General features: G+C 62.6%; 16 protein-coding genes. 8 read left to right on the top strand and 8 right to left on the bottom strand.

The window, feature by feature from the left end:
* The coding region (locus H1B27_RS08155; protein WP_197965649.1) for a transposase at positions 1-286 on the top strand (286 nt) is incomplete at its 5' end.
* 40 nt (positions 287-326) lie between these two features.
* Complete coding sequence (locus tag H1B27_RS08160) at positions 327-893, top strand: IclR family transcriptional regulator (protein WP_311976932.1); 567 nt, start codon at positions 327-329, stop codon at positions 891-893.
* A gap of 443 nt (positions 894-1,336) precedes the next feature.
* On the opposite strand, the gene H1B27_RS08165 is transcribed toward H1B27_RS08160, so the two are convergent.
* From H1B27_RS08165 to H1B27_RS08180, 4 genes are all read right to left on the bottom strand, one after another.
* Positions 1,337-2,353 (bottom strand): nucleotidyl transferase AbiEii/AbiGii toxin family protein, encoded by a 1,017-nt coding sequence (locus H1B27_RS08165; protein ID WP_197965650.1) that lies wholly within the window; start codon positions 2,351-2,353, stop codon positions 1,337-1,339.
* Complete coding sequence (locus tag H1B27_RS08170; RefSeq protein WP_197965812.1) at positions 2,346-2,936, bottom strand: DUF6088 family protein; 591 nt, start codon at positions 2,934-2,936, stop codon at positions 2,346-2,348. The genes H1B27_RS08165 and H1B27_RS08170 overlap by 8 nt, the downstream gene beginning before the upstream one ends.
* A gap of 653 nt (positions 2,937-3,589) precedes the next feature.
* Positions 3,590-4,261, bottom strand: coding sequence for a 4-carboxy-4-hydroxy-2-oxoadipate aldolase/oxaloacetate decarboxylase (locus H1B27_RS08175; RefSeq protein WP_197965651.1), 672 nt, complete (start codon positions 4,259-4,261; stop codon positions 3,590-3,592).
* A 96-nt stretch (positions 4,262-4,357) separates the two neighbouring features.
* On the bottom strand, positions 4,358-5,329 hold the full coding sequence (locus tag H1B27_RS08180; protein WP_197965652.1) for a LysR substrate-binding domain-containing protein: 972 nt from the start codon (positions 5,327-5,329) through the stop codon (positions 4,358-4,360).
* Positions 5,330-5,530: 201 nt separating this feature from the next.
* Between H1B27_RS08180 and H1B27_RS08185 the strand changes: the two genes are divergently transcribed.
* From H1B27_RS08185 to H1B27_RS08210, 6 genes are read left to right on the top strand one after another with little or no spacing between them, the layout of a single operon-like run.
* Complete coding sequence (locus tag H1B27_RS08185; protein WP_197965653.1) at positions 5,531-6,286, top strand: SDR family oxidoreductase; 756 nt, start codon at positions 5,531-5,533, stop codon at positions 6,284-6,286.
* Positions 6,287-6,336: 50 nt separating this feature from the next.
* Positions 6,337-6,795, top strand: a complete 459-nt coding sequence (locus tag H1B27_RS40970) for an acetyl-CoA carboxylase biotin carboxyl carrier protein (RefSeq protein WP_197965654.1) — start codon at positions 6,337-6,339, stop codon at positions 6,793-6,795.
* Entirely contained in the window at positions 6,795-8,150 is a 1,356-nt protein-coding gene (accC, locus tag H1B27_RS08195) for an acetyl-CoA carboxylase biotin carboxylase subunit (RefSeq protein ID WP_197965655.1), read from the top strand. Before H1B27_RS40970 ends, accC begins: the two co-directional genes overlap by 1 nt.
* A complete protein-coding gene (gene pxpB, locus H1B27_RS08200; protein ID WP_197965656.1) occupies positions 8,147-8,809 on the top strand; it encodes a 5-oxoprolinase subunit PxpB in 663 nt (220 codons plus the stop codon). Before accC ends, pxpB (H1B27_RS08200) begins: the two co-directional genes overlap by 4 nt.
* Positions 8,806-9,783, top strand: a complete 978-nt coding sequence (locus H1B27_RS08205; RefSeq protein ID WP_197965657.1) for a 5-oxoprolinase subunit C family protein — start codon at positions 8,806-8,808, stop codon at positions 9,781-9,783. Before pxpB (H1B27_RS08200) ends, H1B27_RS08205 begins: the two co-directional genes overlap by 4 nt.
* Positions 9,774-10,208: an acetyl-CoA carboxylase biotin carboxyl carrier protein gene (locus tag H1B27_RS08210; protein ID WP_197965658.1), complete on the top strand. Its 435-nt coding sequence runs from the start codon at positions 9,774-9,776 to the stop codon at positions 10,206-10,208. The genes H1B27_RS08205 and H1B27_RS08210 overlap by 10 nt, the downstream gene beginning before the upstream one ends.
* Here the strand turns inward: H1B27_RS08210 and H1B27_RS08215 are convergent.
* The 4 genes from H1B27_RS08215 to H1B27_RS08230 form a co-directional block, all read right to left on the bottom strand.
* Positions 10,201-10,968, bottom strand: a complete 768-nt coding sequence (locus tag H1B27_RS08215) for a LamB/YcsF family protein (protein ID WP_197965659.1) — start codon at positions 10,966-10,968, stop codon at positions 10,201-10,203. The two genes, H1B27_RS08210 and H1B27_RS08215, sit on opposite strands and share 8 nt — an antisense overlap.
* 35 nt (positions 10,969-11,003) lie before the next feature.
* The gene (locus tag H1B27_RS08220; RefSeq protein WP_197965660.1) at positions 11,004-11,981 is read right to left on the bottom strand and encodes a 5-oxoprolinase subunit C family protein; all 978 of its coding nucleotides are present in this window, start codon (positions 11,979-11,981) and stop codon (positions 11,004-11,006) included.
* The gene (pxpB, locus tag H1B27_RS08225) at positions 11,978-12,676 is read right to left on the bottom strand and encodes a 5-oxoprolinase subunit PxpB (protein WP_197965813.1); all 699 of its coding nucleotides are present in this window, start codon (positions 12,674-12,676) and stop codon (positions 11,978-11,980) included. Before pxpB (H1B27_RS08225) ends, H1B27_RS08220 begins: the two co-directional genes overlap by 4 nt.
* Positions 12,677-12,811: 135 nt before the next feature.
* Positions 12,812-13,906, bottom strand: a complete 1,095-nt coding sequence (locus H1B27_RS08230) for an ABC transporter ATP-binding protein (protein WP_197965661.1) — start codon at positions 13,904-13,906, stop codon at positions 12,812-12,814.
* Between the last annotated feature and the right edge of the window lie 8 nt (positions 13,907-13,914).

Consider the following 13,914-nt stretch of genomic DNA (forward strand, 5'->3'; position numbering starts at 1 on the left):
CCGAATCTTCATCTCTGGCCAGAAGCGCGGCGTCTTCGGTGTCATCAAGCGCGAGCTGCGCCGCCGTTCCGCCATCGAACCCATCATCGGACACCTGAAGACCGATGGCCACCTCGGCCGCTGCTACCTCAAAGGCCGCGCCGGCGATGCGGCCAACGTCATCCTCTCAGCCGTCGGCCACAACTTCCGCCGCATCCTCGCCTGGATCAGAGAACTCTTGTGCCTGTTCCTGATCCAGCTCTGGCGCACGCGCGCCTGTCCGGCCCCGCTCAATTCGGCTTCTTAACGGACGACTGCATAGTACAACCGACCTCTATAAGAGCACGGTGCTGCGGCTGGCCGCTTCGCTGGAAGCCGGCGGTTTCCTGGTTCGGGGCCCGGACCGGTTGTTTCGGCCGGACCGGAGCTGTGGCCGCTCGGCGCGCTCTATCAAAGGCGACTTGGACCTCGGTGAAGTGATCCGGCCGGCGCTCCGCCGACTGGTCGAAGCAACCGGGGAAACCGCGTCCTTCTATGTCGCGGATGGCGATGAATGCATCTGTCTTTACCGCGTCAATTCTCCACGTTCGGTTCGACACCACCTTGAAGAGGGTCAGCGGTTGCCTATCGATCGCGGCGCCGCCGGCCGGGTTCTCACCGCCTACCGCGAGTCATGTGATCCGGCGGGGAAGAAGATCCGCGATCGCGGCTTTTACGTTTCGATCGGCGAGCGGGATCTAGAGGCTGCTGCTGCAGCCGTGCCCTTGGTCGACGTACATGGCAAACTGAGGGGAGCCCTCTCACTGTCAGCGATCAGAACGCGGTTCGATGCTGACGCGCGTAAGACCCCAGTCGATGCTCTGAAGTCAGAAGCGAAGGCCTTGGTGGGCTTGTTGCCTGCGAGCGCAGAATGACGACCGAAGTACCCCCTGCGCCATCTGCCCTTCAGCGAGGTGGGATTCTAATCCCGGAAACCGAAGACCGCGAGCAAGGGTCGCCCTCCAAAGGCAGGTGTCAAGCGCATTCTGTTTGGAAGGATGCGGAGAAACACCGCTCCGCGGCCGGCACGTTTTAAAACCAAAGCTTTGGGAGCGACGACGGTCGGGAGCTTCGTCGTTATCATCGTGCAGCATCGTGGAGGCCTCATGCGGCCCGTGTATGCAAGCGGCGGATGTTGTTTGTCTCGTCGTAGTTAGAGTCTATAGACTGAGTCTGCGCGCGTCAGCTGATGCAAAGCGATATCGGGCGCGCACATTTGATTGACATCGATCGCATTCGCACTCGGTGGAAGCCAATTCGGTGATCTGCGCGATATTTGATCGAGGTCAGCGCATCAACTCCGGCCATCTCTAGATATTCAGGCTGGTTTGTTCGCCCGGCTTTCGATCTCAGCACACCGTTGCATGAGCGCTCCAAAGGTCTGTGGTTCGTCCAGCAAAAGCCCATCTTCGACCATGTGTTGATAGTCCCGTTCCAGAACGGCTCGCGTTTCGCCTTTCGGGACGAGCCTCAACGCACCATTGACTACCTTGTGATAGTCAATCGTCGTACCGGCACGGTCCTTTTCGGAGAAGAACCATGTTTTATGCTCTGCCACGGTTTCAGCCAGCTTTCGGTCTTTCAATGCAGCGTCCGCGATCCCCGCATCATCGAGCCTCACGAGATCGTACCAGTGGCGAGCAAAACGCTCGCCTCGCAATTTGCCCTGGACGCAAAAAACATGGATCGCGGTCGCCTTCTCCCAGAAGGTGCGCTCCGCTTTCATGGTTTTCGGCCTGGCAGTAGGAAAATCGACAGTTTCAAGATACTGGGCGGCGTCGCAAACCACGTCACGAAGCGCGCTCGGCTCACCTGTGGATCTTGCGCCGAATTCAAGCATGACGGCGGAGCTCACATAGCCGTTGCCTGTCTCCAACGGAGCGTATCTGACGAAGATTTTGTCACCGTCGGCTTCCGCCTTTGCAGTCAGGTTGTCGTTTTCCAGACACTGATTGATAACGGCAAGCGCCTCTTGTTTCACCCAGACTGGAAGTCGCTCTCGGACCTGGTCGCTCCATTTTTTGCCTTGACTGCGCGTCTGAGGGACGGGATTGCTCTCGCTTGTTTTCACGAGATCAGGGGCTATTGCCCGAATATCGTAGGTAAGGTCGACGTCTTCTGAGAAGCGGCGAATTGCCCCGTACACCTTGGAAAGGGACGTTCCGCCTTTGAAAACGAGGTGCTCACCCAGTGGAGACGAAAAAAGTGCGTTCAAGCACCAAACAACCCAGACATCTTTCTCAAGAAGGTGCGCGGGGCGTCCTGAATTGGAGGCAGCAACTCCGAGCGCCTCTCGGCGCTCGGAATTAGACAGATTCAAGAACTTGTCAGACACGCAGTTCGCTTACCGGTTTGGCAAGCCAAGTCGGCAACGAAGAAGCCGCGGACTTAAGTTCACTCACTTCGGTTGGGGTCAGTTTCTGACTGACGGACCGCAATGCACGTTCTGCCGTCTGGGGACCGACCCACGCAAGCGCACGCACCACCTCACCTGCACGACGGTTGGCCAGGGTAAGCTGCCAACGCGGCGCATGCTTGAACTGGACAACTTGCTTGCCGAGGTGGAGTTCGCGCGAAGGACCGGAGGTCAGATAAACCTGACGAACAGGTACCTGCGTTGTCAAACCAAGGTGGTTGGCCGCCGCCGCGCCGCTGGATACGATGGTTTCACCGCTACGAGCCTTGGCCTCCTCAACGACCTTTTCCACCGACGGAGCTCTAACCCCGAAACGGCTTTCGACCGGACGCAGATATACCCCTCGCCTCGCGCGCAGGAGTTTTCCTCGCTCGGCAAGACGCGAAAGGGCCTGATCTACGGCAGCACGCTTTCCAAGGTGCAAAAAGGCCTTCGCAGCAATGGGTGCGCCTTCGGGCAGTTCTTTGGTGAATTCCAAAATCCGGGTGCCTAGGGGGGGCATGGCTCTCACTCCAGTTGTCAGAAACATAGGAGAACTTCTGACACCCTACAAGCGTTGGGTTTAAAAAAAGTTCCACAGCAGATTCAATCACTTGCCGAATTAGGTCCGATCCGGTTCTTTTGAGGACTTTCAAAGGGAGCCCCTTTCGAGGCTGCTCCCACACCTCGGATGCCGCTCGAGGGGGTCAACGCGGGACCCGCTTTCCAGGGTCATCCGCTCGCAGCCTTTCAGCGATTTTGTCGTACGCGTGCGGAAGCTCGAGCCCGACAAGCGCCTTAGGCATCCAGGATCGCCGGTCATCGCCCCTCCAAGAAGACTGCCCGTTTTCGATCCGCGAAGACTTCAAGTTCAGAACGCGAAACAAGCAAACGCGGTCAACGCCGTCGCTTATCTGCCCGCTCCCATTTGACGGCCAAGACATTCGACGCGCACGTATTCTTTGGAGGCAGACGATGGAAGCCCTCTGTTATCGTCGATTCCACCATCGACCGACACCATGAAGACGTAGATGCAATCCTTGCTGTCGACTGCGACGGAGACGACCATCCGGTGGCTTCGCCCAATTATCCACGACGCGGTACCGATGCTCGCCCGAGCCGAGAATGGCTGCCACTTGGTCTTCCCGCTATTGCGCGTCTCCGGCGCGTGACCCCTCAGGCGAAGGTGCAGCCCTTGGACTCCAGCACCTTGCCGATGCCGGAGAGTTCGAGGATGTCACCGCCGGCCTTGAGTGCCTTCATGATGCCGGCTTCGTTGTCTTCGCGTGCCGCCGACTTGACGCAAACGTCGCCAATGTTCTCCTTGGGCACGATCACCACACCGTCGTCGTCGGCACTGACGATATCGCCGGGACGAACCGCAATCCCGCCGATGACGATTGGCTGATTGATGGTGCCAAGCGTCTCCTTAACAGTGCCCTTCATGCAGAGGCCGTAAGAGAAGACGTTGAAGCCGGTGTCGCGCACCGCAAGGCCATCCCGAACGCTCGCATCAGTGACCAGCCCGACGATGCCCTTGGCGACGCAAGCTGTCGCCAGCACCTCACCGAAGCCGCCCTGCTCGGGATGATCGCCCGCGCTCACCACGAGCAGGTCGCCCGGCTTGGCCAGGGAGATCGCGGTGATGAGCATCATGTTGTCGGCCGGATGGCAGCTGACCGTCAGCGCCGGCCCGCAGGCGCGCATCCCGGAATAGATCGGCTTGATGCGGGAAGTCAGCGCGCCCAATCGCCCCTGCGCCTCGTGAAGGGTGGACGGAGGAAACTTGTTGATGCGCTCGACAAGCTCGGCAGAGGGCCGATCGAATGTCCTGATCACATGCACCATGATAACCTCCTTGCGGTCGCGGTCTCTGTTACATCTCCATAGCCAACCGCCCTAGCGCGGCAAATTCAGATTTTGGGATTGCCGCATCGTGTTTCGTTATGGCTCGTCCTTCGGCCCGTCCACGGGCGAGATTGGGGCGCCCGCGGCGATGGTAGCCGAGCCGGGGTAGACATCGAACGGCCCCCAGGTCTTGACGATGATCTCGAGCAATATCTTGTAGACAGCGAAGGCGGCATCGGACAACGCAGCGCTATCGGAAATGCACAGCGACATCTGTTGCGAAGCCGACGGCGCATTGATCCGCCGAATGCAGAGTTCGTCGACGTTCGGCAATTCCTTTGCGATCGAGATGGGCAGCACTGCCGCCCCCACTCCGGCTGCAATCGCCGAAGATAGGGTCGATTGGGAATGGATCTCGGCAACGATGCGCGGGCGGAGTCCCACCTCGGCGCAGACGCGCTCGACCGTTTGTCGCAGGAAGGATTCCCGATATGGAAGAAGCAGGTCGAATTGCGCGACCTCCGTCGCCGATACTTCCTCCGGAGGCATCTGCTCCGAATACATGCTGCGGGGCACGACAAGATAAAAGTACTCGCGCATCAGCGGCTTGTAATCGAGACCGGTCACCGGACGATCGCCGTAGAGGACGGCCATGTCCATGCTCCCCTTCAGCATCATTTCGCTGAGCATGACCCCGGAGCTGTCGTAGATGTGCGGCACGATGCCGGGATAGCGTTCACGCACCTGCATCAGTAGCGGGGTCGCGAGCAATGCCGCCGAGCTGAGTGGGGCCAGACCGATCGTGACATTGCCGGTCAACTCCGGCTTGCTGTCCAGAATGGTGCGCCTGGCCTCTTCGATCTGCCGCTGGATCGACTTGGCGTAGCGGTAGAGGATTCGTCCTGCTTCGGTGGGCTTGACCCCGCGGGCACTGCGATCGAGCAGCTTGCACTTGAAGTCCGCCTCCAGGCTCGCGATATGCTGACTCAGCGCCGGCTGCGCGACATTCAGCACCTTCGCCGCGCTCGTCATGCTGCCGAGATCCACGACTTTGATGAAGGCCTCCAAGCGTTTCGTATCCAATACGGCGTCTCCGGATATCCAGACAGGGAGCAACGCGGCAGCAATAGGCTGAAGCTATGGGATCAGAAGGAATTGTTCTTACCACCGGGAACCTGAGGGGCCTATAGCTAGTGCTGAACTCGTCCTCCGCTCGCGTTACAGCCGACGCCACCAGCGGGTCGGACGGTAGCAGAGGAGCCCTCGCGGATGGGATTTTCGGATTATCGGACGGCCTTGGTGACGGGCGCGTCCTCGGGGATTGGGGCCGCGACGGTTCGGCGCCTGAGTGCGGAAGGGCTCCAGGTTCACGCCGCGGCCCGCGATGCCGCTCGCTTGAGCGCCCTGGCCGCGGAGACCGGATGCCGCCCCTGCGCCGTTGACATCAGCGACCTCGACGCGCTTGCCGCCTTGGCGAAGTCGGCCGAGTTCGATGTCCTCGTCAACAATGCCGGCCAGTCCCGGCGCGGCAACATCCTGGATACCACGCCGGAGGATATTGACGCGCTCATCGACATCAATCTGCGCGCGGTCCTGCACCTGACGCGCCTCGTCGTGCCGGGCATGGCAAGTCGCGACCGCGGCCATATCGTCAACATCTCTTCGATTGCCGGCCATTACGCCTTCGCCGGCGGAAATACCGTGTATCACGCCACCAAAGCCGGCATTCACTCCCTGTCGCAGCAATTGCGCGTCGATCTCTACGGAACCAGGGTTCGCGTCACCGAGATATCGCCGGCACGAGTCGAGACCGAAGTCTTCGGACGGCTGCTGGGCGATCTGGCTGAAGCCAAGCGCCGCTTCTTCGACGATTATGATGCTCTGCAGCCCGAAGACATCGCAAATTCGATCGCATTTGCGATTGGATCGCCGGCGCGCATGAACGTCGCCTTCATGGAGGTCCTGCCGACCCAGCAAGTCGTCGGCGGCCTCAACTTCGCGCAGAAGAGCAGGCGGCCCGGCTGAGCAATGCGTGGCGCCCCGAGCGCGACAGGCCGTCAACGCGGAGCGTGACCGTGGACTTCCCCAAGATCGAACAACTCGTGGATCTGGTTGCCCGCTCGTCCATCGCGGAGCTGGACCTGACACAAGACGGAACCCGCATCCGCATCATCAAGCGCGCGTCTGCGGAAGCGCCGCCGGCCCCGGCTCGCCGTGAGGGCGGAAGCGATCCGCAAACTCCTTCCGCCAATGATAAGGATGGCCCGGCGTCCGGCACCCCCGCCGATATCGTCGTCTCCGCGCCGATGCACGGCGTGTTCTACCGGTCTGCAGCGCCGGACGAGCCACCGCTGGTCGAGGTCGGCGCGAGGATCGAGGCGGGGCAAAAGATATGCATCATCGAAGCGATGAAGACCTTCATCGACATCGCCGCCGAGACGTCCGGTGTCCTGCTTGCGGTCCTTGCCGAGAACGGTGACGAGATCGCCGCGGGGCAAGCGCTGTTCCGGATCGGTTCTGTGGGTTCATCCTGATGTTCGACAAGGTCCTGATCGCCAACCGCGGCGAGATCGCGCTCCGTATCCAGCGTGCCTGTCGGGCCATGGGCCTCAAGACGGTCGTTATCCACTCGGAAGCGGACAGCGAGGCGCGCTATGTCGCGCTCGCCGATCAGGCGCTCTGCATCGGACCAGCGCCGGCGAACAGCACCTATCTCAACGTCGCGGCGATCCTGCTCGCGGCCGAGGTCAGCGGCGCCCAGGCGATCCACCCGGGATACGGGTTTCTCTCGGAAAGCGCGGAGTTCGCCGATCGGGTCGTGCGCGCCAGTCTCACCTTCATTGGCCCTCCCGCGGACTGCATCCGGACCATGGGCGACAAGGTTGCCGCCAAGCGCGCGATGAGGCTGGCGGGTGTGCCTTGCGTACCCGGGCCGGACAGCGCCCTGCCGGATGATCCGGCGGAGGTGCGCGCGATCGCGCGGAACATCGGATATCCCGTCATCATCAAGGCCGCCGGCGGTGGCGGCGGCCGCGGCATGCGGATCGTGCGCAAGGAAGACGCGCTGGACGAGGCGCTTGCGCTAACGCGCGCGGAAGCCAGCAAGGCGTTCGGCAACGCTGCGGTCTATATCGAGAAATTCCTCGAGAAGCCGCGTCATATCGAGATTCAGGTGCTGTGCGATCAGCACGACAACCATCTCTGGCTCGGTGACCGCGACTGCTCGCTCCAGCGCAGGAACCAGAAGGTGGTCGAGGAAGCTCCCGCGCCCGGCATCGATCGCACACTGATCCAGCAGGTCGGCTCGAGCTGCGTCGAAGCCTGCCGGCGGATCGGCTATCGCGGCGCCGGCACGTTCGAGTTCCTCTACGAGAACGGGCAGTTCTTCTTCATCGAGATGAACACGCGCGTCCAGGTGGAGCATCCCGTCACCGAGATGACGACGGGTATCGACATCGTCAAGGAACAGATTCGCATTGCGCGCGGCGAGCACCTCGGGATCGCGCAAGGCGACATCGCGCCGGTCGGCCATGCCGTCGAATTCCGCATCAATGCCGAAGACCCCGCCACCTTCACGCCCTCGCCCGGCACGGTGACGCGCTGGGACGTGCCCGGCGGCATCGGCATCCGCGTCGATTCGCATATCACTGCTGGCGCCAACGTACCGCGTCACTATGACTCCCTGGTCGGCAAGCTGATCGCCCACGGCAGCACACGCGACGAGGCCCTGGCCCGCGCGCGCCTCGCCTTGTCCGAACTGCGCGCCGAAGGCATCCGGACCAACGTGCCCTTGCACCAGGCGATCCTTTCAGACCCGACGTTTTGCCGTGGCGGTTTCGATATCCACCATCTCGAACACTGGATGAATGCGAAGGTGGCCGCACAATGATGGTGCCCGACCGGCCGCGGATCAGCCTGCTCGGCACATCGGCTCTCCTGTTCGAGGCCCCCGGGGCGTTCGACCTGCCGCACCAGCGACGCATCTGGGCACTGGCCGCCACGGCATCGAAATGGACTGACATCCGCGAAGCCGTTCCCGGCATCACCAACCTGATGCTGACCTTCGAAACGCCTCCTCGCCAACTCGACGCCCTGATCGCCGCTCTCAACGACGCCTGGGATACGGCGGAAGGCCTCGCCATCGGCGGTCGCGAGATCAGGCTGCCGGTCACCTATGGCGGTGAGATCGGATCGCAGCTCCAGTCCGTCGCCGATCATTGCAGCCTGTCCATCGACGATGTCGTGGCCATCCATGCCGCGCCGCTCTACACGGTGTTCGCGCTGGGTAGTCATCCCGGCTATTGCTACCTTGGCGGCATGGATCCGCGCATCACCATGCCGCGACGACAGACACCATTGCAACGCTCCGCGGGCGGCTCGGTTTCGATCGGCGGCTCGCAGACCGGCGTCTCCGCCTCGCCCGGCCCCAGCGGCTGGCACGCGATCGGACACACGAGCTGGACTTTCTTCGACCCATCCTGGCCAACGCCGGCCGCGCTCGTGCCGGGCGATACGATCCGTTTCGTGATCGAGCGGGTGATCCGTTGATCGAGATCCTGTCAGTCACGGGTCCCGCAAGCATCCAGGATCTCGGGCGCTTCGACCAGTACCGATTCGGGGTTGGCACGTCGGGTGCGATGGACGATGTCGCGCTGCGCGCCGGCAACATTTTGCTCGGCAATGACGAGAATGCCGCCGCCGTGGAAATCCCGATCATGCCGTTCAGGCTCCGCTTCGATCGGAACATCGCTTTTGCCCTCACCGGCGCCGCCGTCGAGGCCGAGATCGCAGGACGCGCCATTCCGCCGTGGTGGCGCTCGTACGCGCGCGCCGGAGATATTCTGAACATCAAGGCGATGTCTCACGGCGCACGAAGCTATCTGGCCGTCGGCGGCGGCATCGACGTGCCGATGGTGCTGGGTTCGCGCAGCACACAGTTTCGCGGCGAGTTCGGCGGCTTGCACGGACGGCCGCTGCAGGTTGGCGACATCCTGCCCTGCGCTACGTCCACCGCTGCCATTGGCGAGTTCGGGATCGAGCCCGCCGGCATCACGCTGGCACGGCCGAACGCTGCTGCGGACGAGAGCATCGTCAGGGTTATCGTTGCCGGTGAATATGACGCGTTCGAGGCCACGGCGCAGGAATTGTTCTGGTCCAGCAGCTGGACGATCACGCCCCAAAGCAATCGCTATGGTTATCGCCTGCAAGGCCCCGCAGTGAAGCCGAAAGCGCCGGTCGAAAAGCGCTCGCACGGCATCGTTCCGGGTGTTATCCAGATTCCCCCCAACGGACAGCCCATCATCCAGATGCGAGATGCGCAGACATCCGGCGGCTATCCGAAGATCGCGACCGTGATCGGGGCCGACCTGTGGCGTGTCGGGCAGGCGCGGCTCGGCGGCAAGCTGCGGTTCGAGCAGACCGCCTACACCGATGCGCTTGCAGCCGAAGACGATATGTCGGCCTATCTCGACCGGTTGAGGACCAACATGCGTCTTGTCGAGGAGGCCGGAACATGCCGATAGAGACGACCGACATCGCGCGCTTGGCACAGATCCTCGAAAACTCCGGTGTCGACACGATCGAGATCGAGGAGCCGGGACTGACCCTGAAGCTCGTTGTGGACACGAGGTCCCGGATCGCAGCGTCTGCATCGCCTGCGGCCGCAACCGCCCCTGTCGCCGATCATTTCGTCATGGCGAAAGCCGATGTCGCGGGACATTTCCGCGCGGCTCATCCCTGGCAGGACAAGCCGTTCGTCGCGCCCGGCCAGCGCATCGAGGCTGGCGCGACGCTCGGCCTCGTGAAGATCGGGCTGTTGTATGCACCCGTCGTTGCGCCCACCGCGGGCATCGTCGATGCCGTGATCGCGGAAACCGGCGCCATGGTCGGCTACGGCACTCCGATCGTGCGCATCCTTCCGCTCGCGGCAAGCGACCCGCTCAATTGAGCAGTACAGTTGCAGGCGTGACTTCACCGCCGCCCTGTTCGATCACGCGGCGAACCGTACGGGCGAGATCGACCGATCCAGGCGTGTCGCTGTGGATCAGGATCGAGCGGGCATCGACCTTGATCGACTTGCCCTCAATGGTCTTCACCGTCCCGCTGTCCAGGAACCGCTTGACCCGCTCAGCCACCATTTCCTGCGAGGTGATGACGGAATTGGGAAGCTTGCGGGAGACCAGATGGGCGTTCTCGTCATACGCCCGATCCGCCAGGAACAACGTCAAGACGCGCAAGCCGACCCCGCGCGCGGCGCGCACGATCTCGGCGTCGGACTGCGAGAACACGATGAAATCGCGGTTGATGGTCGCGATCGCGCGCGCGACGACATCAGCCATGTCGGGGTCCGCGTTGACCATATTGCCCATCGCGGCGTGGAAGCTGACATGGGTCACGCGGTGGCCGGCATTGACCGCGATCGCCTGCAAGGCGCCGATCTGATAGACCATATGCTTCTCGAGTTCGGCGGCATCCATCTGGATCACGCGGCGGCCAAATCCAAGCAGGTCGGGCAGGCCCGGATGGGCGCCGACCTCGACTCCCTTCTGCTTTGCCAGGCGGACCATGCGATCCATGATAATGGGATCGCCGGCGTGGAAACCGCACGCCACATTGGCAGACGAGATGATGCCCATCAGCGCCTCGTCGTCGCAGATGCGGTAATTGCCGAAGCCTTCGCCCATGTCCGAATTGATGCCGACTTTCATGTTCGCACCCTGCTCTTGTTCTCGTTGACGTTCACTCAAAGCTGGCGATAGAGATCCGCGACAGCCCGCAAGCTGGCGAGATAGTCATTGACGGGAGCCATGGCCGCGACCGCGTCCTGGTAGCTCACCTCGCTGAAAGCGATGAATGATCCTGGCGCCGTCTGGCCCAGGCGCCAGAGATCGGCCTGAATCACGGCCGCGATCTTGGGATAGCCGCCTGCCGTGTTGGCGTCGCTCATCTGGATGATCGGCTCGCCGGACGGCGGCACCTGCACGACGCCGGCCACGACGCCATGCGAGCGCATCTCGATCGGCGCGTCCAATGTCAACTTGTCTCCAGTAAGGCGGTATCCGCCGCGGTCGCTCCGGGCGCTGACCTTCCATGCAGTGGACCAGAACCTCGCCTGCATCGCCTCTGAAAACAGATCATATTCACCGGCCCGCATGACGCGTATCGGCAGCACGCCGTCATCTCGCCGGCCGGCGCCAGTGATCGCGACGTCCGGCGGCGCGGCACCGAAGTCGAAACGGCGGGCAGCGTCTCGCGGCGGCCTGCCGACCGGAACGACGTCGCCGGTCTGCAAGCTGCGCCCCTCGAGCCCACCGAAGCCCGCGCGCAGATGCGTGCTGCGCGAACCCAGCACCTGCGGAACGTCGAGGCCGCCCCCGAACGTCGCGTAGACGCGCGCACCGCGGCGCGGCGTTCCGATCGCGAGAATGTCGCCAGGCCTCGCCTGCTTGCACCACCACGGACGCAAGGATAATCCGGCCAGCGTCGACACGTGATCGGCGCCGGTGAGCGCAAATGTCGCCTCCTTCTGGAAACGCAGGCGGAACGGAAACGTCTGGATCTCGATGCCCGCGGCGTCGTCTTCATTGCCGAGCAGCGCATTTCCGGCCGCGAGCGCGACGGGATCCATGGCGCCGGACGTGCTCACACCGATGCCGCGCGCACCATGCCGGCCGAGATCCTGGATCGTGTTGAAGGCGGGGCTGGTCAGGATCTCGATCATAGCTCGATCCGATCGATCCTGAATCTGACACGGTCCCCCGGCATCATGAGAGACGGTTGCTCGCGTTGCGGATCGAACATGGTGACAGAGGCCCAGCCGATGGCGTTCCATCCATTGGGGCTCGACAGCGCCGCGACGCCCGTCTGCATCCCGCCGATGGTCACCGAACCCGCGCGCATGTTGAGCGAGGGCACCGATTTGCGCGGCATGTGGATGCGCGGATCGAGGCCGTGGAGATAACCAAACCCCGGCGAGCTCGCGACGGCGCAGACCGTGTAATCGCCCTCGCTATGAATTCTGATGACCTCGCGCGCCGGCAATCCGGTGTGCTTCGCGACCGCCGGCAAGTCGAAGCCGAGCTCGCCGCCATAGATTACAGGAATTTCGATGACCTTGCCGTTGGCCTTGCGGCCGGGCAAGCGATGCCACTGCTCGACGATCGAAGCGCCGAGCATGCCGATATCAACAGGCGGCTGCTCGAATACCAGCATCACATTGGTGACGCCGATGACGGCTTCCCGGACGTTCGGCCAGGACGCCGCAGCATCCGCGAGCGCCCAGATGCGTCCCTGTTGAATCAGGTCAAAGTCACCCGGCGCTTCGACGAGCATCGCCAGCGTGCCGATCAGGCTTATCTTCGGGCTTTTTTCGATCGCGCCGACAAGGGGAGCGCTGGGCTGATTAATCGACAACAAGGGCCTCGCTAGTGCAACGCCTGCGGCGCCGCCGCCTCCAGTTCTAGCCAAACAGCCCAAGTCGATCCAAGACGATGTTCGTCTGCGGGTATAAGGGATGTCGATTGCCCGCACCCGCTGCGCCCGCCTCGAGCGTCAGTGACGGGCAATGATATGATTGCTCGGCGACTCCCACCGCGCGACAACCTCCTCGCCCACCGCGTATCGAAGTCCTGCCTGTTGCGACTGATTCTGCTCGAACACGATGATCTGCGCGCCACTCGGCGTCCTGAGGTAATAGTGACTGACGAAGCCGCGATAGATCGCCTGGTCGACACGCGCCATCACGCTGTTCGCACGTTGCGCCGCCGAGGCCTGACCAGCCCTCTCGACGATGATGGCCTCCGGCCTGATCGAGACCATCGCGTCGCTTGACGAGGCGGGAAGCTGATCGACCTGAAGGCTCAATTCGGGCGACACGCGAATGACCGCTCCACTGCCGTTGCGCTGCTCGACCGAACCTTCAAACAGGTTTGAAGCGCCGATGAACTGCGCAACGAATTTCGAAGCCGGACGCTGGTAGATTTCCGTGGCCGAGCCGACCTGTTCGAGCTTGCCATCGCGCATCACCACGATCTTGTCAGCCATCGTCAGCGCTTCGTCCTGATCGTGGGTCACCATGATGGTGGTCAGGCCGAGCCTGCGCTGCAGGGCGCGCAGCTCGACCTGCATGCTCTCGCGAAGCCCCTTGTCGAGCGCCCCGAGCGGCTCGTCAAGCAGCAGCATTGCCGGTTCGATCACCAGGGCACGCCCCAGCGCGACGCGCTGTTGCTGACCGCCGGAGAGTTGGGCCGGATAGCGCTTTCCGAAGTTCGAGAGCTGGACGAGGCTGAGAGCTTCGCTCACCTTCCTCGCGGCATCCGACTTGGACATCCCGCGCATCTCCAGGCCGAATACGATGTTCTCCTCGACGGTCAGATGAGGGAACAAGGCATAGTTCTGGAACAGCATCCCGACGTTGCGGCGATGCACCGGCACGTCGGTCATCCTCTTGTCGTTTACGAAGACGTCGCCGGATGTCGGACGGATCAGTCCCGCGATCATGCGGAGGCAGGTCGTCTTGCCGCATCCGCTCGGACCGAGCAAAGCGACCATGTGCCCCGGCTCGATCGCGAGCGAGACGTTGTCGACCGCGACCATGCGGCCGTATTCCTTGCTGAGGCGCTCAAGCCTGACTTCAGAAGATTTCATGACGGCCC

Source organism: Bradyrhizobium diversitatis, assembly GCF_016031635.1.
Classification (GTDB): domain Bacteria; phylum Pseudomonadota; class Alphaproteobacteria; order Rhizobiales; family Xanthobacteraceae; genus Bradyrhizobium; species Bradyrhizobium diversitatis.